Origin of the sequence: Phytobacter sp. V69, from assembly GCF_965644215.1 — a bacterium.
In the GTDB taxonomy this organism is placed as follows: domain Bacteria; phylum Pseudomonadota; class Gammaproteobacteria; order Enterobacterales; family Enterobacteriaceae; genus Phytobacter.
Genome location: NZ_CBFFRL010000006.1, coordinates 23,091 through 46,638 on the forward strand (window position 1 = coordinate 23,091; position 23,548 = coordinate 46,638).

General features: G+C 55.1%; 21 protein-coding genes and 3 tRNA genes. 12 read left to right on the forward strand and 12 right to left on the reverse strand.

Translation table 11 applies throughout. The annotated features are described in order from the left end of the window. Position 1 precedes the first annotated feature (1 nt). The 3 genes from ACSZPU_RS01790 to ACSZPU_RS01800 form a co-directional block, all read right to left on the reverse strand. A tRNA-Met gene (locus tag ACSZPU_RS01790) sits at positions 2–75 on the reverse strand. A gap of 44 nt (positions 76–119) precedes the next feature. After that, positions 120–196: transfer RNA gene (locus ACSZPU_RS01795), tRNA-Met, on the reverse strand. Between the two features lie 45 nt (positions 197–241). After that, positions 242–318 (reverse strand) — tRNA-Met (locus ACSZPU_RS01800). 204 nt (positions 319–522) lie between these two features. On the opposite strand from ACSZPU_RS01800, the gene mltA reads away from it, so the two are divergent. Next, complete coding sequence (gene mltA / locus ACSZPU_RS01805) at positions 523–1,620, forward strand: murein transglycosylase A (RefSeq protein WP_498994871.1); 1,098 nt, start codon at positions 523–525, stop codon at positions 1,618–1,620. Between the two features lie 234 nt (positions 1,621–1,854). After that, positions 1,855–2,667, forward strand: coding sequence for a tRNA cyclic N6-threonylcarbamoyladenosine(37) synthase TcdA (gene tcdA, locus ACSZPU_RS01810; protein WP_498994873.1), 813 nt, complete (start codon positions 1,855–1,857; stop codon positions 2,665–2,667). On the opposite strand, the gene csdE is transcribed toward tcdA, so the two are convergent. Together csdE and csdA are read right to left on the reverse strand one after the other, a co-directional pair. Continuing rightward, complete coding sequence (gene csdE / locus ACSZPU_RS01815) at positions 2,652–3,101, reverse strand: cysteine desulfurase sulfur acceptor subunit CsdE (RefSeq protein ID WP_498994876.1); 450 nt, start codon at positions 3,099–3,101, stop codon at positions 2,652–2,654. The two genes, tcdA and csdE, sit on opposite strands and share 16 nt — an antisense overlap. Continuing rightward, entirely contained in the window at positions 3,101–4,306 is a 1,206-nt protein-coding gene (gene csdA, locus ACSZPU_RS01820; RefSeq protein ID WP_498994878.1) for a cysteine desulfurase CsdA, read from the reverse strand. Before csdA ends, csdE begins: the two co-directional genes overlap by 1 nt. A gap of 192 nt (positions 4,307–4,498) precedes the next feature. Between csdA and ACSZPU_RS01825 the strand changes: the two genes are divergently transcribed. From ACSZPU_RS01825 to rlmM, 4 genes are all read left to right on the forward strand, one after another. Continuing rightward, entirely contained in the window at positions 4,499–4,729 is a 231-nt protein-coding gene (locus ACSZPU_RS01825) for a YgdI/YgdR family lipoprotein (RefSeq protein ID WP_498994880.1), read from the forward strand. A gap of 349 nt (positions 4,730–5,078) precedes the next feature. Further along, on the forward strand, positions 5,079–5,993 hold the full coding sequence (gene gcvA / locus ACSZPU_RS01830) for a glycine cleavage system transcriptional regulator GcvA (protein WP_498994883.1): 915 nt from the start codon (positions 5,079–5,081) through the stop codon (positions 5,991–5,993). A 38-nt stretch (positions 5,994–6,031) separates the two neighbouring features. Further along, on the forward strand, positions 6,032–6,427 hold the full coding sequence (locus ACSZPU_RS01835) for a DUF423 domain-containing protein (protein ID WP_498994886.1): 396 nt from the start codon (positions 6,032–6,034) through the stop codon (positions 6,425–6,427). Then, positions 6,420–7,520 (forward strand): 23S rRNA (cytidine(2498)-2'-O)-methyltransferase RlmM, encoded by a 1,101-nt coding sequence (rlmM, locus tag ACSZPU_RS01840; RefSeq protein ID WP_498994888.1) that lies wholly within the window; start codon positions 6,420–6,422, stop codon positions 7,518–7,520. Before ACSZPU_RS01835 ends, rlmM begins: the two co-directional genes overlap by 8 nt. 51 nt (positions 7,521–7,571) lie before the next feature. Here rlmM and fucU read toward each other — a convergent pair whose 3' ends face one another. The 3 genes from fucU to fucI are packed head-to-tail and all read right to left on the reverse strand — an operon-like array spanning position 7,572 to position 11,259. Then, positions 7,572–8,006, reverse strand: a complete 435-nt coding sequence (gene fucU, locus ACSZPU_RS01845) for an L-fucose mutarotase (RefSeq protein ID WP_498994892.1) — start codon at positions 8,004–8,006, stop codon at positions 7,572–7,574. Between the two features lies 1 nt (position 8,007). Then, positions 8,008–9,429: an L-fuculokinase gene (gene fucK / locus ACSZPU_RS01850; protein WP_498994893.1), complete on the reverse strand. Its 1,422-nt coding sequence runs from the start codon at positions 9,427–9,429 to the stop codon at positions 8,008–8,010. Positions 9,430–9,483: 54 nt separating this feature from the next. Continuing rightward, complete coding sequence (gene fucI, locus ACSZPU_RS01855) at positions 9,484–11,259, reverse strand: L-fucose isomerase (protein ID WP_498994895.1); 1,776 nt, start codon at positions 11,257–11,259, stop codon at positions 9,484–9,486. Positions 11,260–11,712: 453 nt separating this feature from the next. Between fucI and ACSZPU_RS01860 the strand changes: the two genes are divergently transcribed. The 6 genes from ACSZPU_RS01860 (at position 11,713) to ACSZPU_RS01885 (ending at position 17,832) form a co-directional block, all read left to right on the forward strand. Beyond that, positions 11,713–13,212 (forward strand): sugar ABC transporter ATP-binding protein, encoded by a 1,500-nt coding sequence (locus ACSZPU_RS01860; RefSeq protein ID WP_498994896.1) that lies wholly within the window; start codon positions 11,713–11,715, stop codon positions 13,210–13,212. Between the two features lie 3 nt (positions 13,213–13,215). Continuing rightward, positions 13,216–14,196: an ABC transporter permease gene (locus tag ACSZPU_RS01865; protein WP_498994899.1), complete on the forward strand. Its 981-nt coding sequence runs from the start codon at positions 13,216–13,218 to the stop codon at positions 14,194–14,196. A gap of 73 nt (positions 14,197–14,269) precedes the next feature. Next, positions 14,270–15,220, forward strand: coding sequence for an ABC transporter substrate-binding protein (locus ACSZPU_RS01870; protein ID WP_498994900.1), 951 nt, complete (start codon positions 14,270–14,272; stop codon positions 15,218–15,220). 52 nt (positions 15,221–15,272) lie between these two features. After that, positions 15,273–16,871, forward strand: coding sequence for an FGGY-family carbohydrate kinase (locus ACSZPU_RS01875; protein ID WP_498994901.1), 1,599 nt, complete (start codon positions 15,273–15,275; stop codon positions 16,869–16,871). A gap of 103 nt (positions 16,872–16,974) precedes the next feature. Continuing rightward, positions 16,975–17,622, forward strand: coding sequence for an L-fuculose-phosphate aldolase (gene fucA / locus ACSZPU_RS01880; protein ID WP_498994902.1), 648 nt, complete (start codon positions 16,975–16,977; stop codon positions 17,620–17,622). 60 nt (positions 17,623–17,682) lie between these two features. Beyond that, the gene (locus tag ACSZPU_RS01885; RefSeq protein WP_498994903.1) at positions 17,683–17,832 is read left to right on the forward strand and encodes a hypothetical protein; all 150 of its coding nucleotides are present in this window, start codon (positions 17,683–17,685) and stop codon (positions 17,830–17,832) included. A gap of 197 nt (positions 17,833–18,029) precedes the next feature. Here the strand turns inward: ACSZPU_RS01885 and xni are convergent, their stop codons facing one another. The 4 genes from xni to ppnN all read right to left on the reverse strand — a co-directional run bounded on the left by xni (position 18,030) and on the right by ppnN (position 23,433). After that, on the reverse strand, positions 18,030–18,791 hold the full coding sequence (xni, locus tag ACSZPU_RS01890) for a flap endonuclease Xni (RefSeq protein WP_498994904.1): 762 nt from the start codon (positions 18,789–18,791) through the stop codon (positions 18,030–18,032). A gap of 110 nt (positions 18,792–18,901) precedes the next feature. Beyond that, complete coding sequence (locus tag ACSZPU_RS01895; protein WP_498994906.1) at positions 18,902–20,269, reverse strand: L-serine ammonia-lyase; 1,368 nt, start codon at positions 20,267–20,269, stop codon at positions 18,902–18,904. A gap of 64 nt (positions 20,270–20,333) precedes the next feature. After that, positions 20,334–21,623 carry an HAAAP family serine/threonine permease gene (locus ACSZPU_RS01900; protein WP_498994908.1) on the reverse strand — a complete coding sequence of 430 codons (1,290 nt, stop codon included), beginning with the start codon at positions 21,621–21,623 and terminating at the stop codon, positions 20,334–20,336. A gap of 445 nt (positions 21,624–22,068) precedes the next feature. Beyond that, positions 22,069–23,433 (reverse strand): nucleotide 5'-monophosphate nucleosidase PpnN, encoded by a 1,365-nt coding sequence (ppnN, locus tag ACSZPU_RS01905; protein ID WP_498994910.1) that lies wholly within the window; start codon positions 23,431–23,433, stop codon positions 22,069–22,071. Positions 23,434–23,548: the final 115 nt, after the last annotated feature.

The window sequence follows — 23,548 nt, forward strand, 5'->3', positions numbered from 1 at the left end:
GTTGCGGGGGCCGGATTTGAACCGACGACCTTCGGGTTATGAGCCCGACGAGCTACCAGGCTGCTCCACCCCGCGTCCGTCTTTACTCTTCATCGAGTAAATGTGCATCAGATTGTAATTGGTTGCGGGGGCCGGATTTGAACCGACGACCTTCGGGTTATGAGCCCGACGAGCTACCAGGCTGCTCCACCCCGCGTCTGCGTTTACTCTTCCATCGAGTAAATTTACTTCTGATTTTAATTGGTTGCGGGGGCCAGATTTGAACTGACGACCTTCGGGTTATGAGCCCGACGAGCTACCAGGCTGCTCCACCCCGCGTCCGTGGATGCGCACTATACTCCGCTAACATTCTGATGCAACCCTTTTTTAACGGAATGACGTATTAGCGTGACAATTGTATAAAAACAGTACGATAAGATTGTTTTTTGTACCGAATTTGCGTCAGGTTGCGCAATCGCATTTCATTAGCAGGGGCGGTTTGTTATCTTCATCACGCTCCGGATTAACCAGAAGATGAGAGAAATGAAAGGACGTTGGGCAAATTATCTACTCGCAGGCGCAATGGTTGCACTCCTCGCTGCCTGTACTTCAAAGCCGACCGATCGCGGTCAACAATATAAGGACGGGAAATTCTCCCAGCCCTTCTCTCTGGTAAACCAGCCTGATGCGACTGGCGCGCCGATTAACGCGGGCGATTTCGCCGAGCAGGTGAATCAAATCCGCAGCGCTTCTCCGCGCCTCTATTCAGGGCAGAGCAACGTTTATAACGCCATACAGGATTGGCTGCGCGCCGGGGGCGATACCCGTACGATGCGCCAGTACGGTATCGACGCCTGGCAGATGGAAGGGGCCGATAACTACGGCAACGTCCAGTTCACCGGTTACTACACCCCGGTTGTGCAGGCGCGTCACACCCGCCAGGGCGAATTCCAGTACCCGATTTACCGTATGCCGTCTAAACGCGGGCGTCTGCCTTCCCGTGCCGAGATTTACGCGGGCGCGCTGAGCGACAGCTACGTGCTGGCCTACAGCAATTCGCTGATGGATAACTTTATTATGGATGTGCAGGGTAGCGGCTATATCGACTTTGGCGATGGCAGCCCGCTCAACTTCTTTAGCTATGCCGGCAAAAACGGGCATGCCTATCGCAGTATCGGTAAGGTGCTGATCGACCGCGGCGAGTATAAAAAAGAAGACATGTCGATGCAGGCTATCCGCCACTGGGGCGAAACCCACAGTGAAGCGGACGTGCGTGCGCTGCTGGAAGAAAATCCGTCATTCGTTTTCTTTAAACCGCAATCTTACGCACCGGTAAAAGGTGCCAGTGCGGTACCGCTGATTGGTCGCGCCTCCGTGGCCTCCGATCGCAGCATTATTCCGGCGGGGACCACGCTGCTGGCGGAAGTGCCGCTGCTGGATGTAAATGGCAAATTTACCGGTCAGTATGAGTTACGCCTGATGGTGGCGCTGGACGTCGGCGGTGCGATTAAGGGCCAGCACTTCGATATTTATCAGGGCATTGGCCCGGATGCCGGGCACCGCGCCGGGTGGTACAACCATTATGGCCGCGTATGGGTGCTGAAAACCGCGCCGGGCGCGGGTAACGTCTTTAGCGGCTGAGTGTGATACGCTAACGCTCGTTTTTAAGGATAAGGGTGAGGCTATCTCATCCTTCAGATTTTTGACAAAGCCACACTGGATTTATGGACGGTGTAGCCCGGGTAAGCGTAGCGCAGCCGGGATCCCAGGATGCGGCGCGAACGCCTTATCGGGCTACCTCATTTCAGTGCTTGAGGGGTTGTCAGCAACAGCAGGGGTGAGGGATAAACCTCACCCTTTTACATCTGAGGTCTTATGTCTGTGGTAATCAGCGATGCCTGGCGTCAGCGTTTTGGCGGCACGGCGCGTTTATACGGTGAAAAAGCGCTGCACGTCTTTGCCGATGCGCATATCTGCGTCGTCGGTATTGGTGGTGTCGGTTCATGGGCTGCCGAAGCGCTGGCGCGCACGGGAATTGGCGCCATTACCCTGATCGACATGGACGACGTCTGCGTCACCAACACCAACCGTCAAATTCACGCGCTCGGCGGTAGCGTCGGGCTGGCGAAAGCGGAAGTGATGGCCGAGCGTATCCGACAGATTAACCCCGAGTGCCGCGTCACCGTAGTGGACGATTTCGTCACGCCGGATAACGTCGCCGAGTATATGGACGCGAGCTACAGCTACGTGGTTGACGCTATTGACAGCATTCGCCCGAAAGCGGCGCTGATTGCGTATTGCCGTCGTAACAAAATCCCGCTGGTGACCACCGGCGGCGCGGGCGGGCAGATCGATCCGACCCAGGTCCAGGTCACCGATCTGGCAAAAACCATTCAGGATCCGCTGGCGGCAAAACTGCGCGAGCGTCTCAAAAGCGATTTTGGCGTGGTCAAAAACAGCAAAGGCAAACTGGGCGTGGACTGTGTTTTTTCCACCGAAGCGCTGGTTTACCCGCAGGCCGATGGCTCGGTTTGCGCGATGAAGAGCACGGCAGAAGGGCCGAAACGGATGGATTGTGCGTCTGGTTTTGGTGCGGCGACCATGGTGACCGCCACCTTTGGGTTTGTGGCGGTTTCGCATGCACTGAAAAAAATGATGGCTAAAGCGGAGCGTCAGGCCAGCGCCTGACGTGCTGCATCCTGCACGGCGGCGGCCAGCGCCGCCAGTCCCTGATTGCGTGAGGCGCTTAGCTGTGCGCGCAATCCCAGTTCGTCAAACAGCGCCAGCGGATCGCCTGCCAACAACACCTGTGGCGGCTGGCCTTCAATGGCGGTCAGCAATACGGCCAGCATACCGCGCACGATCCGACCTTCGCTGTCGCCAAAAAAGTGCAGCGTGCCGTTTTCTGTTGCCGTACATCCCAGCCAGACGCGATTTTCGCAGCCAGCGATTTCGCGCGCTTGCGCTTTAAGGTCGTCAGAAAGCGAAGGCAGCTGTTTACCCAGTAAAATCAGCTGACGATATTTATCTTCCCACTGTTTAAGGGGCAGAAATGTCTGGCACAGCGTCTCTTCGGTAACGGTATGGCCAAAGGGATGCCCGGCAAATACGGCGTTAATCATCAATCCACCAGTAAATCTAAGGCGCGGTCAACGGCGTCAACCAGCGCGTCCACATCATGTTGCGTATTATAGGGGGCAAAAGAGGCGCGAAGCGTCCCTTTTACTCCCAGTGCGGCCAGTAGCGGCTGAGCGCAATGCTGTCCGGCGCGCAGTGCGATGCCATAACCGGCCAGCAGTGTGACCATATCGCTGTGATGTACGCCCGCAAAGTCGAAGGCCAGCAGGCTGGAATCCTGACAGCGGAAAGAGCGGAAACCCGCGCGTTTTGAGAGCGCGTCTTCGGCAAGCGTTGCCAGCCCACGGCTGTAGCTTTCTGCCTGAGCGATATCAAAATCGTTAAGCCATTCCAGCGCGGCGGCGAGACCAATCACCCCGGCCACGTTTGGCGTACCGGCCTCGAGCTTGTACGGCACGGGCTGCGTCTGAAAACCATCAAACGTCACTTTGGTGATCATTTTGCCGCCGCCTAACCACGGCGACATCGCGTCCAGCAACTCGGCTTTACCGTACAGCACGCCGATGCCAGTCGGGCCATACAGCTTATGGCCAGAGAACGCATAGAAGTCGACATCCAGACGCTGAACGTTAGCCGGGAAATGCACAACGCCCTGCGCCCCGTCCACCATTACGACCATGCCCGCATCGTGGGCGATGGCGATAGCCTGCTCCAGGTCCGGGCATCCGCCGGTGACATTCGACATCTGCCCCAGGGCGAGGATTTTGCTGCGCGCAGTGATGAACTGCGGTAAACGGGCGATATCCGGCAGGTTATCGGCTCCCAGCGGCAGTTTGACCACGCGGGCGCCCGTCTGCTCTGCGACCATCAGCCACGGCACCAGATTGGCATGGTGCTCGGCCTCGCTGACGATGATTTCATCGCCGGCGTTCAGACGCGGGCGGGCATAGCTCTGCGCCACCATATTGATGGCTTCGGTGGTACCGCGCGTCCAGACAATGTTCTTGCCAGAGGGGGCATTGAGCAGCGTCGCCACCTGATCGCGGGCGGCTTCGTAGCGTGCCGTCAGCTTCTGCGCTTCGGCAAACTGGCTGCGGTGCACATTACCGGCGCTCAGGCTGTAAAACTGCTGCGTTGCATCGATGACTGCCTGTGGCTTTAACGCAGTGGCGGCGCTGTCCAGATAAATACCGGCATCGGCGAGCGCGGGAAACTGGGCGCGGAACTGCGCCGGGTTGAAAGCGTTCATGGTATTCCTCGTATCAATCGGTTGATCGTCGCGCAAATTTCTCCCCGGAGCAAGGAAGTTGATAACCATCGGAATTGTCTGTTTGTCCAGGCAGTCTTCTGTAAGCAGGTTATGCTAGATAGTGTTGGGTAGATGTTTAAGCCTGTTACTTAATTAGGTTTATTTAGCATTAATTGCTATGAGGAGAAGAAGATGAAAAAGACTGCTGCAATTATTTCTGCCTGTCTGCTTTCTTTTGCACTGAGCGCTTGTTCGGGTCCAAACTATGCCCTGCACACCAACGACGGGCGTACGATAGTCTCCGACGGGAAACCGAAAACCGATGATCAAACCGGTATGATCTCGTATAAAGATGCCAACGGTACGGAACAGCAAATCAACCGTAGTGATGTGAAAGAGATGGTTGCACTGGAGAAGAAATAACACCGTCTTTCAGGCAAAAAAAAGCACCGCAATCTTGCGGTGCTACATTAATCACTATGGACAGACAGGGTAAATGTACAGGAAGTGAAAAAGGGTAGCCTCGCTACCGTGGCCTGAATTTCAGACCAATTGCAAACACAACAACACAACATCACAACTTAAGCCAAAAGCCCTTCAGAACACGCATTCCAAAAAAAGCTTCTCGTTCCGGCTCAGGAAGTGCCGCCACTATAGGTATTTGCTGGTAGAACCTCAACGGACAAATTATAATGGCTCAGATTAAAAAAACTAATAGGTTAAACGTTGTTTCCTGTTTGTTAAAACGCCTTAACATCTAAGCCTGATAACCATGTCCAAGCGATTACCACCACTCAATGCATTACGTGTTTTTGATGCCGCAGCTCGTCATTTAAGTTTCACGCGCGCGGCAGATGAGCTATTTGTGACGCAGGCTGCAGTAAGCCACCAAATCAAGTCTCTCGAGGATTTTCTGGGGCTGAAACTGTTTCGTCGTCGTAATCGTTCTCTGCTATTAACCGAGGAAGGGCAGAGCTATTTTCAGGATATTAAAGAGATATTTTCCCAACTGACCGAAGCCACGCGTAAACTCCAGGCGCGCAGTGCCAAAGGGGCGCTGACGGTCAGTTTATTGCCCAGTTTTGCCATTCAATGGATGGTGCCGCGTCTCTCCAGCTTTAACTCAGCTTATCCGGGAATCGACGTGCGAATCCAGGCCGTGGACCGTCAGGAAGATAAACTAGCGGATGACGTCGACGTGGCCATTTTCTATGGTCGCGGCAACTGGCCGGGGCTGCGCGTTGAAAAATTGTACGCCGAATACCTGCTTCCGGTCTGCTCACCGTTATTATTAACGGGCGATAAGCCCTTGAAAACGCCTGCGGATTTGGCGCAACACACCCTGTTGCACGATGCCTCTCGTCGCGACTGGCAAACTTATACGCGGCAATTAGGTCTTAACCTTAACGTTCAGCAGGGACCTATCTTTAGCCATAGCGCGATGGTGCTACAGGCGGCAATCCATGGACAAGGAATCGCACTGGCCAACAATGTGATGGCACAGTCCGAAATTGAAGCAGGCCGTTTGGTCTGCCCGTTTAATGATGTTCTGGTCAGTAAGAATGCGTTTTATCTGGTTTGTCATGACAGCCAGGCAGAACTGGGTAAAATAGCCGCCTTTCGACAGTGGATCCTGGCAAAAGCGGCAACGGAACAGGAAAAATTCCGTTTCCGCTACGAACAATAATTGTACGCGCGGTAAGCGCATGACTTTAGGGTACGCACATGACCAGCCGTTTCATGTTGATTTTCGCCGCCATCAGCGGTTTTGTTTATGTCGCGCTGGGAGCTTTTGGCGCGCATGTTTTGAGTAAATCGATGGGCGTTGTTGAGATGGGCTGGATTCAAACCGGCCTCGACTATCAGGCATTCCATACGCTGGCAGTTCTGGGGCTGGCGGTGGCGATGCAACGTCGTATCAGCATCTGTTTTTACTGGAGTAGTGTCTTTATGGCCCTGGGCACGGTGTTATTTAGCGGCAGTCTGTATTGCCTGGCGCTTTTGCATCTGCGCCTGTGGGCGTTTGTTACCCCTGTCGGCGGCGTCTGCTTCCTGGCAGGGTGGGTGTTAATGTTTATTGGTGCAATCCGTCTGAAACGTAAGGGCGTTGTTCATGAATAAGATTGTTTTACTGTGCCGCCCTGGTTTTGAGAAAGAGTGTGCTGCAGAGATTACCGACAAAGCCGGTCGCCGTGAGGTGTTCGGCTTTGCCCGCGTGAAAGAGAACGCGGGCTATGTCATTTTTGAGTGCTATCAGCCAGAAGATGCAGACAAACTGGCACGCGAGCTGCCGTTCAGTTCGCTGATCTTCGCCCGTCAGATGTTTGTGGTGGGTGAGCTGTTACAGAATCTGCCGCCGGAAGATCGCATTACACCGATCGTCGGCATGCTGACGGGGGTAGTGGAAAAAGGCGGCGATCTGCGCGTGGAAGTGGCGGACACCAACGAAAGCAAAGAGCTGATGAAGTTCTGCCGCAAATTCACCGTACCGCTACGTGCGGCGCTGCGTGAAGCGGGCATTCTGGTGAACTACGAGACGCCGAAGCGCCTGGTGGTACATGTATTCTTTATTGCACCGGGCTGCTGCTATACCGGTTATTCGTACACCACCAATAACTCACCGTTCTTTATGGGCATCCCGCGCCTGCGATTCCCGTCTGACGCGCCAAGCCGTTCGACGCTGAAACTGGAAGAGGCGTTCCATGTGTTTATCCCGGCCGATGAGTGGGATGAGCGCCTGGCGAACGGTATGCACGCGGTGGATCTGGGGGCCTGTCCCGGCGGCTGGACCTACCAACTGGTCAAACGCAATATGTGGGTTGTCTCCGTGGATAACGGCCCGATGGCGCAAAGCCTGATGGATACCGGGCAGGTCACCTGGCTGCCGGAAGACGGTTTCCGCTATCGCCCGAATCGCAACAACATCACCTGGATGGTGTGCGACATGGTGGAAAAACCGGCCAAAGTCGCCGCACTGATGGCGCAGTGGCTGGTTAACGGCTGGTGTCGCGAGACCATTTTCAACCTCAAGCTGCCGATGAAAAAGCGCTACGAAGAGGTGCAGCAGAACCTGGCGTATATTCAGGAACAGCTGCAAGAGCATGGCATCAATGCTGAGATTCAGGCGCGCCAGCTTTACCATGACCGCGAAGAAGTGACGGTTCACGTCCGTCGCTGGTGGGCTGCGGTGGGCGGTCGTCGCGACGAGCGCTAAGTGTTTGCTGCATAACTGACCTGCCTGGCAGGTCAATTAGCTCCTCAGATTTCACAGGCTAAATGCCGGTGTCACCCCTTTCTTCAATAAAATATTGCCATACTTCGCGGTTTCGCCGGTTATCACAATGGCGTACGCCTGCTGTGCGCGCTCATAAAAGGCGTAGCGGTCAATGCGCGTAATCTCCGGGCACGGGGCGTGTCGCGATAACGCCGCGCGATAGCGTGCTTCAACCTCTGCGTCCAGCGTATCGCCTTCGACAGCGGCCATCATCACCAGCGGCGGCGCGTAGCTATCGAGTTCAAACAGCGGGATCACCGCTTCCAGCAGGGCATGAACCTGCAATCCATCCGCCCTAATCACCTGCGGACCCAGGCTGTGCGCCGGAAAATGGGCATCTGAGAAAATGATTTCATCGCCATGCCCCATTTCCGCCAGGATCTTAAGCAGGCTGGGGGTGATCAGTGGCGAAATAGTTTTGAGCATTTCACACTCCTTCTTCGTGCATTACGTGTTCGTTATCTGGATAAACGTAGCGGTACTGAAACTTGACCTGCTCTCTGGCCTGCTCCGGGCTGGTAAATTCTCCCGCGCCATACCAGCCGTACATGGCGGCCCCCGCGACGGTGGTTTCCGCGTCATCCAGCACCTTGATGGGAATGCCCAGGGCGTTGGCTTTTATCTGGTTCCACAGCATGTTACGGCTGCCGCCGCCGACCAGCAGAAGCGTATTGGCCTTAAATCCGCCAATGCTTTCCAGCGTCTGTAAATTGCGCTGCAGCTGATTCGTCAGCCCTTCCAGCGCGGCACGATATAAATGGCCACGGGTGGTGTTGAGGGTGATCCCCTGCCAGCCGCTGCGCTGCCCGGCGAGCAAATCACACTGCATTGTTACCCCGTCGGCTCCGGCGGGCAGGCGCTGCGCTTCCTCGATAAGCGCGGCCCAGGGGGTCTCTGCGCTCCATAGTAGTTTGCGCACCCATTCGAGAACCCCGGAGGCCAGCCATTGCATGCCCGGCGTGTACAGACCGGGCTGGCTATCGAGTTCACAGGTGGAGCCGGGATATTCACTGAGCAACCGGGTATCCGCCTGGCGACTGCGCACCATTAAAATTTCCCAGGTGCCGGAGGAGAGGACCGGTTCGTCATGCCCGGCTCCGGCGCCAAATAGGGCAAATTGGGTATCGTGTCCGGCGGAGATCACCGGAATACCGGGGGCGAGTCCAAGCCGGTTTGCCATTGCCGGAAGCAGCGGGCCAATAACGTCTCCCGCCTCAACCGACTGTGGAAAAAGGCGACGAGGCAACCCTGCGGCAGACAGAATCTCCGGGCTAAAATCCCGTTGATGTACATCCAGCATCTGGCTGGTGCCTGCCATCGTCATGTCGGTGGTAAAATGGCCCGTCAGACGGTGGTTCAGTAGTGAGGAGATAAACAGCCATGCGTGCGCGTTGTTGATAAGCTGCGGGGCGTTTTCCCGTAGCCACACCAGCTTATACAGCGTGTTGAAGCTGAATGCGCCCACGCCGGAGAGCGCCTGTAATTGCCGGGCAGGCATGATGCGGGCGATGTTGTCCATTACCGCCTGGGTGCGCGGACACTTCCAACTGATAATCGGGTAGAGAAGTTCGCCCTGTTCATCGACCAGCGCGCCGTCCACGCCAAAGGTGGTAACGGTGATGCCGCGAAGGTGCCAGCAAGAGAGTTCGGCGGATATCGCCTGGCAGCAGTGGGTAAAGCGTTGAAGGATGTCGTCTAACGACCATTGATGCCAACTGGAGTTTTCTGTAGCGATGGCACTGGCGTTGGGGGTCGACGCGCGGGCGACAATATTGCCCCGGCGGTCCACGGCCATTGCCCGCACGTTGGTGGCGCCACAGTCGAGAACGAGAATAGCTTCTTGCTTCATAATCGCTCCTGAAAACGCATCAGCTCCCTCTTGGTTGGGGAAGGGGTTGAGGGGTTAACGTTTATACAGCGGCCCGTAATTCTGGCAGGCGCGATAATCCTGGCCTTCCGTGTCCATGCCGTGCGCCGCCCAGGCGGTGGGGCGATAGATGCTCTCTTCTTCCACGTTATGCATGCACACCGGAATGCGCAGCATGGACGCCAGGGTAATAAAATCAGCGCCAACGTGGCCGATGGTCAGCACGCCGTGGTTCGCACCCCAGTTCGCCATCACCGAGTAAACGTCGGTGAAAGGGCCGTTGCCGGTCAGGCGCGGGGCAAACCAGGTTGTTGGCCAGCTTGAATCGGTACGTCTGTCCAGCGTGTCGTGTACCGCTTTTGGCAGCTCGACGCTCCAGCCTTCGGCGATTTGCACTACCGGCCCAATCCCTTTGATGATGTTCACGCGGGTCATGGTGAAAGGAACGCCGCCTTCGGTCAGGAAGCGTGAGGAGAAGCCGCCGCCGCGGAAATATTCGTGGATTGCCGGGCACCATTCGGTTGCGGCCAGGCAGGCATCGGCCTCTTTCTGGCTGATTTCCCAGTGCGGTTTCATGGTCGGCAGGCCTTCGCTATCGCGCTGTTTGCAGGTGCCATCCAGCGCAGCCGAACCGGAGTTGATCAGGTGGATAATGCCATGTTCAGCATGTCCACTCAGGGTATGACCGGTGACGCGCTGTACGGATTCGGCGGACCAGAAGGTGCGCACATCGGCAAAGACCTGCGCTGTCCCGGTGAGCTGGCGACCAAACAGCATGGCGACGGCATTGAGGCTGTCGTTTTCTGTCGCCACCACGTACGGTGCACGGATGCCATTCCAGTCAAACGAACTGTTCAGCAGGGCCTCGGCGGTGTCGCCGTTGGGATAGTGATCGGTCCAGTGACGCTGCCCCTGGAAGCCTGCGGCAATGGCGTTATAGCCCAACGACTCTTCAACACGTCCTATCTCCGCCAGCTTGCTATTTCCTTGCATCATGTCGCGAATACAGATGCCCATCAGCAGGCTTTCGCGCAGTACATTGCGACTCTGTTCAGCGTCACGCTGGTATTTCTGGGCGTTTTTGTCTTCGCCGTAAATGAATTTCTGATCGGCCCAGCTCAGCGCCAGCTCCAGTTCGGCTTCGTCGTAAATCTTGTGATCGATGCGGCGGCGCAGCTCTGTCATATCCACCGATTGCACCTTCATACCCAGCCAGGATTCGAAGAAGTTGTGATCGACAATCGATCCGGCAATCCCCATCGACACGCCGCCGAGCGACAGGTAGCTTTTGCCTTTCATGCTGGCAACCGCCAGACCGGCGCGGGCAAAACGCAGCAGTTTTTCTTCCACGTCGGCAGGAATGGAGGTGTCGCCAGCATCCTGCACATCGTGGCCGTAGATGGCGAACGCCGGGAGCCCTTTTTGATTATGGGCCGCCAGCGCAGCCGCGAGGTAGACGGCACCCGGGCGTTCTGTGCCGTTGAAGCCCCAAATGGCTTTCGGGCGCAGCGGATCCATATCGATCGTTTCGCTGCCGTAGCACCAGCATGGAGTGACTGTGAGGGTCAGGCCGACGTTTTGATGGCTGAATTTCTCTTCGCAGGCGGCGGATTCCGCCATACCGGCGATACAGGTATCTGCAATCACGCACTCCACCGGCGATCCGCACACGTGGCGCAGTTTTTCCGTCAGCAGTGCGGCGGTGGCTTTCGCCATGTTCATGGTTTGTGTTTCCAGCGACTCGCGAACGCCCATACGACGTCCGTCAATCACCGGGCGAATGCCAATTTTCGGCAAGCTGATTTTCATCATTCATTGTTCCTTTTCTAGCTATAAGTCGCGTTGCATTTCAGTGGCATAGGGAGGCCACTGCGACAATCGCAGAGATTTTTGTATTTTTGCTAACTTGACTCAGCTTAGATATTTGCGCGTTTTCAATACAACTTTTTTGTTATTGAACTGTGAGTGCGCTCACGACTACTGGTTAAAATTCGATCTGTATCAAATTTATAAATTTCTGGATTTTAATTAAATGCATTAAATAACAATTAGATAAAATGATTAATTTGCTGGGTGTCACAATTCGAATTCAAATAATTTGGCAATTTCTGGTTGCTAAAATAGCTTTATGTGGTGCTAAGCTAACTCGAGTTAGCGAGATTGAAGGTTGTTTAAATCACAGGAACAAGGGTGATGGGGCTTCGTTTGCAACGTGTTTTTGGCCTGTTCACTGACTGCAATTTCTGATTATTGAGGAAAGCAGCAATGTCCGAAACGTTTTTACAAATGAGTCATATCACGAAGCGTTTTCCAGGGGTATTAGCGCTGAGTAATGTGAATTTCAATTTACGTCGCGGTGAAGTGCACGCCCTGTTAGGGGAAAATGGTGCCGGTAAATCGACGTTAATGAAAATATTATCAGGCGTCTATCAACCGGATGAAGGCAGTATTGTTTTTGAAGATCAGAATGTTTCATTCATCAATCCGTTAAGCGCTCAGAATGCAGGTGTGACCATTATTCATCAGGAATTTAATCTTTTCCCTGATTTAACGGTGGCAGAAAATATTTATATTGGTCGTGAGTTTTGTAAAAGCAATCACTGGCGGTTAGATAAATCCCGCCAGCGGCAGGCGACTGCCGATATTCTGAAAAAACTCAATTTGACCATTTCTCCTGACACGCTGGTGGCTGATTTGACCGTCGCCCAACAGCAAATGGTGGAAATTGCCAAAGCGATCTCGGTGAATGCCAAAATATTAATCATGGATGAACCGACCGCTGCATTAACTGAAACGGAAATCGAAAGTCTCTTCACCGTGACCCGGCTGCTGAAAGAGCAGGGCACGGGCATTGTCTACATCTCGCACCGCCTGGAAGAGCTGGCGCTGATTGCCGACCGTGCCACCATCATGCGCGATGGGCAGTACATTGCTACCGTCGACTATGATGCGGTCAAAATCAGCGACCTGATTGCGATGATGGTGGGCCGCGACTTAGGCAACATCTACCCGAAACGCGAGCCACAGCAGGCGTTGCAACCGGTACTTGACGTCAAAGGGCTGGCGCGTAAAGGGGTATTAAAGGATATCAACCTCACGCTAAACCGGGGAGAGATCCTGGGGTTTGCAGGTTTAATGGGGGCGGGGCGTACCGAGCTTGCCCGTGCACTTTTCGGCGCTGACCCTATCGACGAAGGCACCATTCTGTTAAACGGCCAGCCGACCACGATAAAAGGTATCCCTGATGCCATCAATAAAGGCATCAGCTATTTAACGGAAGACCGTAAAAAAGAGGGGCTGGCACTGGGGTTATCCGTTGAAAGCAATATTATGCTGGGAAATTACCCGGAATATGCCGACGCACTGGGCAATGTCAATGCAAAGCGTTGCCAGCAAACCTGCCTGGAGCAGGTGAAGGCGTTGCGAATAAAAACACCGCATCTTGAACAGGCGGCCATAAATTTAAGCGGTGGTAATCAGCAAAAAATCATTATTGCGCGCTGGGTCTGCAAAGACACCGATATTCTTATTTTTGATGAGCCCACTCGTGGTATTGATGTGGGGGCAAAATTAGAAATTTATGAATTAATGAATCGACTGGTCGCCAGTGGCAAATCCATCATTATGATTTCATCCGAACTGCCGGAGGTGTTAGGCATGTGTGACCGTATCCTGGTAATGCGCAATGGTCGCATTACGGGGGAGCTTTCCGCCGAGCACGCCACCCAGGAAAAAATAATGCAATTTGCAACGTTAGAGGATTAAATAATGAATGTCTCTGTCACCTCTCCTGAAAGCAATAATAAATTTAAAGTTAATAAAGAACTGTTAATGCGGCTGGCGCCGTTATTGAGTCTGATTATTCTGGTGCTGTTCTTTAGTTTGAGTTCGCCGTTTTTCTTTAATACCGAAAACTTAATGACCATCGCGCTGCAAACATCGGTGATCGGCATTATGGCGATTGGGGTCACGTTCGTCATTATTACCGCCGGTATCGATCTATCGCTGGGCTCGGTGGTGGCCTTTTCCGGGGTGGCGGTGGGGATATGCGCTACCTTCGGCATGCCGTTGCCGGTCTGCATTCTGGGCGGCGTCATTGCCGGTGGGTTGTGCGGCTATGTGAATGCACTGCTGGTGACCAAAGCCACGATCCCGCCGTTTATTGCCACCCTCGGGTTGATGATGTCGGTGCGCGGTATCAACATGGTGATGACCGACGGGCGGGCTATCTACTTTGCCGATTACCCGTCATTCAAGCTGTTAGCGCAGGGGCGACTGTTTGATCTCCTGCCTTACCCGGTGTTCTATCTGCTTATTGTTGCGCTGATTGCGGGCTACATTCTGAAAAAAACGGTGATTGGCCGCTATGTCTATGCCGTGGGCAGCAATGAGGTTGCCGCACACCTTTCCGGGATCAAAGTTCAGCGTGTCAAAATCTTTGTTTACGCCTTCTGTGGCCTGTTGACCGGGGTTGCCGGTGTGATCCTCGCATCACGCCTTAACTCCGGCCAGCCTACGGTGGGCGTTGGCTATGAACTGGAAGCCATTGCCGCGGTGGTCATTGGCGGCACCAGTTTGATGGGCGGTATTGGCACCATCGGCGGAACCATCATCGGCGCCTTCATTATGAGCGTGCTGAAAAATGGTTTGAACCTGATGGGTGTCTCGCAGTTCTGGCAGATGGTTGCCATGGGGGTTGTGGTAGTTGCAGCGGTATACCTTGACACATTACGCAAAAAATTACGTTGAAGCTTGCCCTCCCGACCGTTCGGGACCCTGTCCCCCCGCCGTTTGGGGCGTTAATTCAAAATGGAGCATAACAATGAAGACCCGACATATCGTCTATGCCTTATCCCTGCTGGCCTGCATGGCAACCAGCGCGTTGGGAAAAGAGTTAAACCTGCCGGTCGTCAGTAAAGGGTTTCAGCATGAATTCTGGCAGACCGTGAAGATGGGGACCGAAGCGGCCGCCAAAGAGTTAGGAGATAAAACCAGCTACGTTGGCCCGGCGGATGAAACCCAGATTGCTGAGCAGATTCAGCTGGTGGAAAACGCGATGGCGAAGAAACCTGATGGGCTGCTGCTGGCCGCGTTAGATGCGAACGCGCTGGCCCCATTGGTCGAAACCGCCAACTCTCGCGGTATCAAAGTGGTGACCTTTGATTCCGGGGTCAACTCCAGCATTCCGGTCAGCTTTGTGGCGACCAATAACCGTAAAGCCGGTGCCGAAGCCGCCGATGCGCTGGCCGCTCAGGTGAATAACAAAGGCAAAGTGGGGGTTATTGCCCACGTGGCCGGGACCTCCTCGGCGATTGAACGCTCCGAAGGTTTTATCGCGCGTATGAAAGAGAAATACCCGGATATCCAGGTGCTGCCGGTGCAATACAGCGATGGCGATCCACAAAAAGCGATGGATAAGACGATCGATATGATCCAGGCGAATCCGGATCTGGCAGGTATTTACGGCACTAACGAAGGCTCAACGCTGGGGGTTGCCAATGCCATCGACAGCCAGAATATGAAAGGCAAAGTGAAAGTGATCGGCTTTGACAGCACCGAAGCCATTATCCACTTTTTAAATTCCGGCGTGATTCAGGGCTTCGTGGTGCAGGACGCCTATCAGATTGGCTATCAGGGGATCAAAGCACTCAATGCCGCTATTACGGGGCAACCGGTAGCGAAAGAGATCGATATCCCGGTGAAATTCGTCAATGCGCAGAACATCAATACCCCGGAAATCGAAAAATTACTCCATCCATTTGGTAAGAAATAATGCCGCCAGGGCGAGTCTATTGCCCTGCAATGTGGCTTAAGAGGGACGAATCATGGGACGTGGCTATTTCCTCGGCGTAGATGTGGGATCCGCGAGCGTGCGGGCGGGCGTGTATAACGACGTCGGCGAGCGGCTGGCGTTTGCGGCACACCCCATTTCGCAGTACCGGCCCGGCGGCGAGCGGGTAGAGCAATCATCGGCTGAGATTTGGCAGCAGGTCTGTTGGGCAGTGAAAGAGGCGGTACGGGCGGCTGAGGTATCGCCGAATGAGATCGACTCGCTTGGCTTTGATGCTACCTGTTCGCTGGTGGTGCTCGATGCGCAGGGAAGAGGGCTTGCCGTGTCGCCAGAGGGCGAGCCTGGCCACGACATCATCATGTGGATGGACCATCGGGCAGGGGAGGAGACGGCTTTTATCAATGCGACGCAGGATGACTCGCTGCGCTATGTCGGCGGGGAAGTCAGTATTGAAATGGAATTGCCAAAGGTACTGTGGATTAAGCGTCACCTGCCCGAAACCTGGTCACAGGCGCACCGTCTCTTCGATCTGGCTGACTTTTTAGTGTGGAAAGCCACCGGCCAGGACATGGCCGGGCTCTGCACGCTGACCTGTAAGTGGAATTACCTGGCCCATGAGCAACGCTTTAGCACATCGTTGCTTGCGGCCGCAGGTTTAGACGACCTGCAACAGAAAATACCGTCGCAGATCCTGCCGCCCGGCGCGGCGGTTGGCACGCTCTCGGATGCAGCCGCAGCGGCGCTCGGGCTTACCACCAGTGTGGTGGTGGCAAGCGGCATGATTGACGCGCACGCCGGGGGGATTGCCCTGGCGGGCGCTTCGCCAGAAGGTACGCTGGCGCTGATTAGTGGCACATCTAATTGCCATATGCTGTGCAGCAGCGGGGAAATTCATACGCCCGGCGTCTGGGGGCCGTACTGGTCGGCGATGCTGCCCGGATACTGGCTGACCGAAGGGGGCCAGAGCGCGGCGGGCGCGCTGGTGGACTGGACGCTAACCGAATCTGGCGGCAGTGCCGATCTGTTTACCAAAGCAAAGGCACGCGGATGCCACCCGGTTTCGCTGGTCAACGAATGGGTCGCCCGTCTTGAGCTGGATGAAGCGGAGCCGACCCGCCATCTGCATATTCTTGCCGATCACCACGGTAATCGCTCCCCGCGTGCTCGCCCGGATGCGCGGGGCAGCGTCTGTGGGTTGACGCTTGAGCCTGGTGAACCTCATCTCGCCAGGCTTTACCTTGCCACGCTGCAGGCGATTGCCTGTGGAACGCGCCACATCATGGAGGCCATGCGGGAGCAAGGCCATACGATTTCCCGCCTGACACTGTGCGGCGGGGCGACGCATAACCCTCTGTGGCTACGTGAATACGCCGATGTGACCGGGTGCGATATCCATCTGATGCGCGAAGAAGATGCCGTCACCCTCGGGGCGGCAATCACGGGGGCGGTGGCCTGCAAGGTGTTTGCCGATTTCCCGTCGGCCTGCCTTGCCATGGTGGCTCCAGGAGAGGTAGTGAAGGCGAACCCCGCCCGCCGCGATTTTCTGGATCGCAAATATCAGACGTATCTGGCCCTCTGGGAACAGCAGCAGGCGCTGGAGCGCATTATGCAGGGCACTTCTTCGAATCAATGAAAACAGAATCCGGCCACCGGGAACGCTTGATTTCTCTGTGGTCGCAACAGTCTTTCCCCTGTGAATCCTGTGATGCAGGACGATGGGGCAGTGGAGAATAAAAATGGAAAGAAAGCGTTTATCCCGAGACATTATTGATACCTGCCTGGAGATGACTCGACTGGGGTTAAACCAGGGCACCGCCGGGAATGTGAGCACGCGTTTTGACAACGGCATGTTAATTACGCCAAGCGGCATTCCCTACGAAAAATTGACGGAAGAAATGATTGTGTACGTCGATAACAATGGGAATTATGAAAGCGGACAATTGCCCTCCAGCGAATGGCGTTTTCACCTGTCCGCTTATCAGACGCGCCCCGATGCGCATGCGGTGGTGCACAATCACGCGGTTCACTGCACCGCTGTGTCGATCCTCAATCGCCCCATTCCGGCCATTCACTACATGATTGCCGCTGCCGGGGGAAATTCCATACCCTGTGCGCCTTACGCCACCTTCGGTACCCGCGAGCTTTCAGAACACGTGGCGGTGGCCTTACAACACCGCAAAGCCACATTGTTGCAGCATCACGGCCTGATTGCCTGCGAAGAAAACCTGCAGAAAGCCCTGTGGCTGGCGCACGAGGTGGAAGTGCTCGCCCGACTGTATCTCAGCACGCTGGCGATTGTTGATCCGGTTCCGGTGCTGGATGATGAAGAGATTGCCGTTGTGCTCGAGAAATTCAAAACGTACGGATTACGTGTAGAAGCATAACGCTCATACCAGTGACAGGAGAATGGACAGGGCAAAAAGAATGATTTTGTACGAGACGGCATGGTTTGGTCGCTACTGCATGCGGGAACTTCCCCGGTGGCGCTGACGCTTACCGGGGCTACGGCTGGCGCGGTGTGTAGCCCGGATAAGGCGCAGCCGCATCCGGGATATTCCCCCGGTGGCGCTGACGCTTACCGGGGCTACGGTTAGTGCGGTCTGTAGCCCGGATAAGGCGCAGCCGCATCCGGGAAACCCCCGGTGGCGCTTACCGTGGCTACGGCATGTGCGGTCGGTAGCCGGATAAGGCGTAGCCGCATCCGGGAACTTCCCCGGTGGCGCTGACGCTTACCGGGGCTACGGCTGGTGCGGTGTGTAGCCCGGATAAGGCGCAGCCGCATCCGGGAAATTCATTGTCCTCGCGTTAAGCGCAACTGCTGCAGATTACCGTCGATCTGAATATCCGTTTGCAGGCGCGAGATATCGCGGCACACAAACGCCATCTCTTTGTGCTCCTCTAGCTTCTTGCGCCACTTCTCCGGCACTTCGTCCAGACGGGCATAAATGCCTTCCAGATCCTGAAAATCGGTCAGCAGCTGGGCCGCGCTTTTCGGGCCAATGCCCGCAACGCCCGGTATTTTTGAGCTGCTAATGCCTGCAAGTCCCCAGTAGTCAGGCAGTTGCTGAGGCGAAACGCCAAATTCGCTGGCAATAAAGGGGGCATCCAGCCAGCGTTTTTGAAAATAGTCGCGAATGCGTATGCCCGGTTCCAGAAGCTGGCAGTAGCCTTTATCCGTCGAGACGATCGTGGCCTGATGGCCCGCCGACGCCACTTTGCAGGCGAGCGTGGCGGCCAGATCGTCGGCTTCGTTACCCGGCGACAGCCAGCTTTGCACGCCGCGCTGCTCAAAAGCCGCGCGCAGGGCGGGCATTTCATCGTGCAGGGTATCCGGCATGGGCGGCCTTCCGGCTTTGTAATCGGGCAGCATCTGGTGCCGCCAGCTTTGGCTGCGGGCCTCATCGTCAAAGACGGCGACCGCGTGAGTGGGCTGGCTGTGGAGAATCAGCTGATCCAGCGCGTGCTGGCAGGTGGTGACGCAGGGTGACCCCTGAACTGCGTGAATACGTCGAATAAGGTTGAGTGCGTCAACAATGAGCAGATGGATAGCCATCGTTCCCTCCAGACCATGATACAGGCGCTCAGGGTAACATTGACGGGGCCGAGAGACTATCCGCAGCGGGGGATTCGGGAAGACGCCTCGCAAATCGAGGCGTCGGATGATTAATCGCAGGCCACGATTTTCATCGCCAGCCCACCACGAGAGGTCTCGCGGTATTTGGCGTTCATGTCCTTGCCCGTTTCGTACATCGTCTCGATAACTTTATCCAGGCAAACGCGCGGTTCGCTGGTACGGCGCAGCGCCATCCGCGCGGCGTTGACCGCTTTTACCGAGGCAATGGCATTACGCTCAATGCACGGCACCTGTACCTGTCCGGCCACCGGATCGCAGGTCAAGCCAAGGTTGTGTTCCATGCCGATTTCGGCGGCGATGCACACCTGCGTCGGGCTTCCACCGAGCAGTTCCGCCAGCCCGGCGGCGGCCATGGAGCAGGCAACGCCGACTTCGCCCTGGCAGCCCACTTCCGCGCCGGAAATCGAGGCGTTCATCTTGTACAGCGAGCCAATAACACTGGCGGTGAGAAGATAGCGCGCCAGCGAGTTAGCATTGACCTCACGGATGAACTTGTCGTAATAGGCCAGCACCGCCGGCACAATGCCGCAGGCACCGTTGGTCGGTGCGGTGACCACACGCCCGCCCGCCGCATTTTCTTCATTGACGGCCAGTGCGAACATGTTAATCCAGTCAACCACCTCCATCGGGTCGCTGGTGGTTTTATCGCAGCTCACCAGCAGACGGCGCAAGGCCGCCGCCCGGCGCGGGACGCGCAGTTTACCTGGCAGCACGCCTTCGGTGGTGATGCCGCGTTCGATGCCGCCATGCATGACCCCCCAAACGGCGGAGAAATGCGCTTCCAGCTCTGCCTTGCTGTGCAGCGCCAGTTCGTTTTGCATCATCAGACCGGACAGGGATAGCCCGCTCTCGCGGCAGTGTTGCTGTAGGTCTGCGGCGGATTTGTACGGATAAGGCACGGCAACAGGGGCGTCATTGCTCTGGCCAAAATGGGCTTCGTCAACAATAAAACCGCCGCCAATTGAGTAATAGGTCTGGCTATAAAGGATTTTTTCACCGTTCAGGGCGGTGATACGCATCCCGTTTTCATGCAGCGATAAGTTATCTGCATGGAAATTCATGCATTTATCCACCGGGAACTCCACTTCATGGGCACCGTTTGCCAGCAGCAGCCGTCCGTGGGTATTAACGTCCTGAATAAATTCAGCAATGGCGTCGATATCCACTGTGTCCGGCAGATTTCCCGCCAGCCCCATAATGATGGCGATATCCGTGTGGTGACCTTTCCCGGTCAGTGAGAGAGAACCGTAAACGTCAACCACCACGCGGGTGACGGTTTGCAGCATGTCGCGTGCGATCAGGTCGTCCGTGAACTGCTTACCGGCTTTCATTGGCCCAACGGTGTGAGAGCTGGAGGGGCCAATACCGATTTTAAAAATATCGAATACGCTGATCATGATGCAGTATCCATGGCTAAAAGATCAGGGGGAAAAGCGCCGCCGTGCTGACGGCGGTAAGGGATTAGCTGAACAGAGAGAAGAAGATGGCGGAGATAGCGATAAGACCCATCACGACAACAAAGATGTTGCTGATGTGGCCGCTGTATTTACGCATAGCCGGTACTTTTTGAATGGCGTACATCGGCATCAGGAACAGGATCATCGCGATAACCGGGCCGCCCAGGGTCTCGATCATGCCGAGGATGCTTGGGTTCAGCGTTGCAACTACCCAGGTAGTGACCAGCATAAACAGCGCGGTAATCTTGTTCAGTTTGTTGATTTCGATGGATTTGCCTTTACCGCGCAGGGATTTAATCACCATGCCGTTAAAGCCTTCACGTGCGCCCAGGTAGTGGCCGAGGAAGGATTTGGTAATGGCGATAATGGCGATAATCGGTGCCATCCAGGCAATGACCGGCGCATTAAAATGGTTCGCCAGGTACGACAGGATAGAGATGTTCTGCGCTTTTGCCGCGGCCAGATCTGCCGTGGAGAGGCTCAGTACGCAGCTGAACACGAAGAACATCACGGTCAGGACCATCATGATGTGTGCGTAAGAGAGAATGCGTGAACATTTACGCTCTGCTTCCACCCCGTACTCTTCGCGTTTTGCCACGGCGAAGGAGGAGATAATCGGCGAGTGGTTAAAGGAGAACACCATTACCGGAATCGCCAGCCACAGCGTCATCCACAGACCGTTGCCTGTTGCACTTGCGCTGCTCAGAGAGAGCGTATCCAACGCGCTGGTGCTCCACTGCGGGATCAAATATATCGCCAGCACCATCAGGGCAATCACAAACGGGAACACCAGAATGCTCATTGCTTTGACGATCATCTGCTCGCCGAAGCGAACGATGGTCATCATGCCGACAATCAAGATCAGCGACAGGATAGCGCGCGGCGGCGGGGTCAGAGCCAACTGGTGGGTCATAAAGCTTTCCACCGTATTGGTAATCGCCACGCTATACACCAGCAGAATCGGGTAGATAGCGAACAAGTAGAGCAGGGTAATCAGTTTACCTGCGCCTTTACCGAAGTGTTCTTCTACAACCTCGGTGATGTCTTCCCCTGGGTTTTTACCGGAGAGGACGAAACGGGTAAGACCGCGGTGGGCGAAGAAGGTCATTGGGAAAGCGATAATCGCCATAATAATCAGCGGGATCATCCCACCCACACCCGCATTGATTGGCAGGAAAAGTACCCCTGCGCCAATGGCGGTGCCATACAGTCCGAGCATCCACATGGTGTCCGTTTTACGCCATGCGCTTCGTGTCTCGATCGAAGCAATGGTGCCGGTTTGAGTCGTTTCCATCTAATATCTCCAGGAGGAAGTAATGCCGCTGTTTGGTCAAATCCAATGCCAAAGAACACGGCGGTAATACGAAATTCTTTTCTTTACGGTTTTTTTATAATTTCTTCCCGTAACTATTGGCGGGCGGCACGATACATTTATGTTATGAATGGATCAGTGATCCCGATCGCAAATGCAATAATTCACTTTTAATGTGGTTATTGTTGGGTTAAAGCTCTGAAAATGGATCTCTGCATGAAATTTATGGTCGCGAAGGCTATCATTGGCGGGATTCGCAAGCAAAGTATGTGGGTTAAAACGTGATAAAAGACCTGCTTAATTCGCGTGTTTCAGCGTTTTATCAGCATTAATATCGGTTTTATGAATGTTTATCTGCAGTGTCAGGGCGACGCAAACGATTGGCTGGCGAGATTAAGGAAAGGGCGACATAGGCCGCCCTTATGGTTCAGGTGCAGATTTCGTAGCAAGGAATATAGGCCGAGCCCGGGAGTTTCATACGGTGCTGGGCGACGAAGCCCTGCAGTAAGTCGTCCATGCGGCGCATCATGTCGCGGTCGCCATGGATTTTGTACGGGCCGTATTTTTCGATGGCATGAATACCCACTTCCTTCACGTTACCCGTGACGATGCCCGAGAAGGCACGACGCAGATCTGCTGCCAGCACTTCGACGGGTTGGTCAGGATACAGTTTTAGGTTGGCCATGTTTTCATGCGTCGGTTCGAACGGTGCCTGCAAATCTGGCGCAATGCGAATCGACCAGTTAAAGCTGTAGGCATCGCCTGTTTTGCGGCGGTTTTCTTTCACCTGCGGCAAGGCTTTTTTCATCAGACGCGCCACTTCGGCAGGGTCGTTAATGACGATGCGATAATGGCGACGTGCGCTTTCCCCCAGCGTGTTGACGATAAACTCATCCAGCACGCGGAAGTAATCGGCACTCTCTTTCGGCCCGGTCAGAATCAGCGGCAATACCTGATCTTTGTTGGCCGGGTTCATCAAAATACCGAGCAGATAGAGCAGTTCTTCTGCCGTACCCACCCCGCCCGGGAAGATGATGATGCCGTGGGCGATGCGGACAAAGGCTTCCAGACGTTTTTCAATGTCCGGCATGATAATGAGTTCATTGACCAGCGGATTAGGCGGCTCAGCGGCGATGATCGACGGTTCGGTCATGCCAATAAAACGCCCGTCTTTGTAGCGCTGCTGCGCGTGCCCTACCGCCGCGCCTTTCATCGGCGCTTCCATCGCACCCGGACCGCAGCCGGTGCAGATATTCAGCTCGCGCAGGCCCAGTTGGGTGCCGACGCGGCGCGCATACAGGTATTCCGTTTCATTGATGGAGTGCCCGCCCCAGCACACGACCATGTTCGGCGCTTCACCCACGTGCAGCGCACGGGCATTTCGCAGGATAGAGAAGACCAGGTTCGTGATATGGATAGAGTCTTCAAGATTGAGATGCTGGAGTCGCCCGGCGTTGTGAATTTGACCATTCACAAACAAAATATCGCGCAGGACGGCGAAGAGGTTCGCCTGCAGTGAGCGAATGATGCGCCCATCGACAAACGCCTCTTCCGGCGGATTGATCAGTTCCAGTTTTACGCCGCGTTCACGGCGTAAGACGTTGATATCGAAGCTCTCGTAACGAGATAGCAGCTCTTTGCTATTGTCAGTCAGACTCCCGGAGTTAAGTACTGCGAGTGAACAGTTACGAAACAGTTGATACAGGTCGCTACTGGCCGTGCGTTTCAGCATGTCGACTTCCAGTTGCGACAACATATCCATCGAGCCAAGCGGGCTAATATGTGTAATCAAGTGAACTCCTTACGGGATGAAAATTGTATCTTCCCTGATGATTACAATAGCCTCGGGTTATGACGTTTAACAACCTGCCGCATGGAATCTCCCTCGCAGATAGCAAAAAATTGTG

Bases quoted from the DNA above. Each gene is read 5' to 3' on its own strand.
- mltA (WP_498994871.1), top strand. From the start codon at position 523: ATGAAAGGACGTTGGGCAAATTATCTACTCGCAGGCGCAATGGTTGCA.
- tcdA (WP_498994873.1), top strand. From the start codon at position 1,855: ATGTCTGTGGTAATCAGCGATGCCTGGCGTCAGCGTTTTGGCGGCACG.
- csdE (WP_498994876.1), bottom strand. From the start codon at position 3,101: ATGATTAACGCCGTATTTGCCGGGCATCCCTTTGGCCATACCGTTACC.
- csdA (WP_498994878.1), bottom strand. From the start codon at position 4,306: ATGAACGCTTTCAACCCGGCGCAGTTCCGCGCCCAGTTTCCCGCGCTC.
- ACSZPU_RS01825 (WP_498994880.1), top strand. From the start codon at position 4,499: ATGAAAAAGACTGCTGCAATTATTTCTGCCTGTCTGCTTTCTTTTGCA.
- gcvA (WP_498994883.1), top strand. From the start codon at position 5,079: ATGTCCAAGCGATTACCACCACTCAATGCATTACGTGTTTTTGATGCC.
- ACSZPU_RS01835 (WP_498994886.1), top strand. From the start codon at position 6,032: ATGACCAGCCGTTTCATGTTGATTTTCGCCGCCATCAGCGGTTTTGTT.
- rlmM (WP_498994888.1), top strand. From the start codon at position 6,420: ATGAATAAGATTGTTTTACTGTGCCGCCCTGGTTTTGAGAAAGAGTGT.
- fucU (WP_498994892.1), bottom strand. From the start codon at position 8,006: ATGCTCAAAACTATTTCGCCACTGATCACCCCCAGCCTGCTTAAGATC.
- fucK (WP_498994893.1), bottom strand. From the start codon at position 9,429: ATGAAGCAAGAAGCTATTCTCGTTCTCGACTGTGGCGCCACCAACGTG.
- fucI (WP_498994895.1), bottom strand. From the start codon at position 11,259: ATGATGAAAATCAGCTTGCCGAAAATTGGCATTCGCCCGGTGATTGAC.
- ACSZPU_RS01860 (WP_498994896.1), top strand. From the start codon at position 11,713: ATGTCCGAAACGTTTTTACAAATGAGTCATATCACGAAGCGTTTTCCA.
- ACSZPU_RS01865 (WP_498994899.1), top strand. From the start codon at position 13,216: ATGAATGTCTCTGTCACCTCTCCTGAAAGCAATAATAAATTTAAAGTT.
- ACSZPU_RS01870 (WP_498994900.1), top strand. From the start codon at position 14,270: ATGAAGACCCGACATATCGTCTATGCCTTATCCCTGCTGGCCTGCATG.
- ACSZPU_RS01875 (WP_498994901.1), top strand. From the start codon at position 15,273: ATGGGACGTGGCTATTTCCTCGGCGTAGATGTGGGATCCGCGAGCGTG.
- fucA (WP_498994902.1), top strand. From the start codon at position 16,975: ATGGAAAGAAAGCGTTTATCCCGAGACATTATTGATACCTGCCTGGAG.
- ACSZPU_RS01885 (WP_498994903.1), top strand. From the start codon at position 17,683: ATGGTTTGGTCGCTACTGCATGCGGGAACTTCCCCGGTGGCGCTGACG.
- xni (WP_498994904.1), bottom strand. From the start codon at position 18,791: ATGGCTATCCATCTGCTCATTGTTGACGCACTCAACCTTATTCGACGT.
- ACSZPU_RS01895 (WP_498994906.1), bottom strand. From the start codon at position 20,269: ATGATCAGCGTATTCGATATTTTTAAAATCGGTATTGGCCCCTCCAGC.
- ACSZPU_RS01900 (WP_498994908.1), bottom strand. From the start codon at position 21,623: ATGGAAACGACTCAAACCGGCACCATTGCTTCGATCGAGACACGAAGC.